This window comes from Mycolicibacterium agri (genome assembly GCF_002553505.1).
GTDB lineage: Bacteria > Actinomycetota > Actinomycetes > Mycobacteriales > Mycobacteriaceae > Mycobacterium > Mycobacterium agri.
The window spans coordinates 1-1,743 of sequence record NZ_PDCP01000195.1; the positions used below are offsets into that span (position 1 = coordinate 1).

Consider the following 1,743-nt stretch of genomic DNA (forward strand, 5'->3'; position numbering starts at 1 on the left):
GAAAGCCATACCCGACATCCCTGGGTGATTCGAAGCCTAAGGCCGACGACCCCAAACACCCTTCAAGAAAGGTAAGGAACCCGATGAACGATCCGAACGTGCCGATGTAGAGGAAGCTCATCACCCAGGCGTCGCTGTAGCGCAGCGCTTCTGCCATCGCGCCGAGATTGGATCGCTGGTTGCCGAGGTTGTCCATGAACAGCGCCGCGCACAGCGCTGCCATCGCGATCGCGACAAGGTATATGGCACAAACTATTTCGGGTGCGGTATTGCTGACCGCGGCGATCACGAGCAGGCCGACCAACTGGATGACCGGCACGCCGATGTTGCCGCCGCCCGCATTGAGACCCAGCGCCCAACCCTTGAGGCGCTGCGGATAGAACGCGTTGATGTTGGTCATCGACGACGCGAAGTTGCCGCCACCGAAACCGGCGAACGCAGCGACGATCATGAAGGTGGTGTAGGACGACTCCGGGCGCTTCATCACCCACAGGGTGAGCAGCGTGGGGATTAACAGCAGCAGTGCGCTGACGACCGTCCAGTTGCGGCCGCCGAACCTCGCTGGTGCGACGGTGTACGGAATCCGGATGATCGCGCCGATCAGCGTGGGCAGCGCCACCAGATAGAACTTGCCCGCGGCGTCGATGTGGTAGACGGCCTGCGGCATGAACAGAACCATCACCGACCAGATCGACCAGATCGAGAAGCCGACGTGCTCGGCGAAGATGGACCAGATCAGGTTGCGTTTGGCGATTGCTGCGCCGCCGGATTCCCAAGCTGCGACGTCTTCGGCATCCCAGTGTTCGATGTTGTGGTTGCGCCTCGAAGTCTTCACGGCCACTACGGTCACGCCGGCCCATTCCGCACCGATTGCCCGGTCGTGTCCGAATAGTCAACAGCCGCTCACTTCGGCAACTCACGCACATGCGCGCTGCCCGAAACGCCGTCGAAACAATGGTGACCTACGCCACGCCGCCGCTCATGTCGGAACCGCCTTCTCTTGCGGGGAGTCGGCCGAGGGTGTCGACCAGTCGCTTATCGAGACGCTCTTCGGAGGGTCGCTACATCGACACCGCATGAGGTGTTGTCCAAGGGCATCGGGACGGTCACGCGACCCTCTGTGCTGCAGCCGGTTCGCGACGCCTGCGAGATGTCGGCCGCAGAATGCGCTCCGCGAGTGGGTATTTCACGGGTCAGAGCGCGGCGCTACCTGGAGCACTACCTAAGCACAGGCGCGTTGGAGATCCGGTTGCAGTACGGCGTCGGCCGCCCAGAGCGGCGCTACCGCATCGCGCGCTGACGCATCGCGTCCACGCGGCTGTCATGCCGCTAGGTTGTCAGGTGGGTCGGGTCCTTCGGGGGCGTGGCTTGTGGCCGTCTGCGATGGGTTGACGTCGGTGTCGTGTAGCCGGTTCGGCGTGGGCTGTTCCGGCGCGGTCGGCTCGGTCGTTGCCTCGGATTCGGGTGGCGTCACTGGCTCTGCTGGTGCCACGGGCTCGTCGTAGGCGGGTAATGCAGGTTCGCCTGGTGCCACTGGCTCGGCTAGAGCTGCAGGTTCGGCTGGTGCCACTGGCTCGGCTAGAGCTGCAGGTTCGGCTGGTGCCACTGGCTCGGCTAGAGCTCCAGGTTCGGCTGGTGCCTCGTCGTCGGGCGCAGCGTATTCGGGTGGCACCGCGAGTTCGGCTGGTGCGTCGGGCTTGTGGTCGTCGGTCGGTGCAGCGGGTGGGGCGGGCGCTGCGGGTG

General features: G+C 64.4%; 1 protein-coding gene and 1 pseudogene. One reads left to right on the forward strand and one right to left on the reverse strand.

What is annotated here, in order from left to right:
• The coding region (locus CQY20_RS33675) for an MFS transporter (protein ID WP_420093249.1) at positions 1-841 on the reverse strand (841 nt) is incomplete at its 3' end.
• Positions 842-1,007: 166 nt separating this feature from the next.
• On the opposite strand from CQY20_RS33675, the pseudogene CQY20_RS35855 reads away from it, so the two are divergent.
• Positions 1,008-1,300, forward strand: a pseudogene (locus CQY20_RS35855) (response regulator); the annotation flags it as partial.
• Positions 1,301-1,743 lie beyond the last annotated feature (443 nt).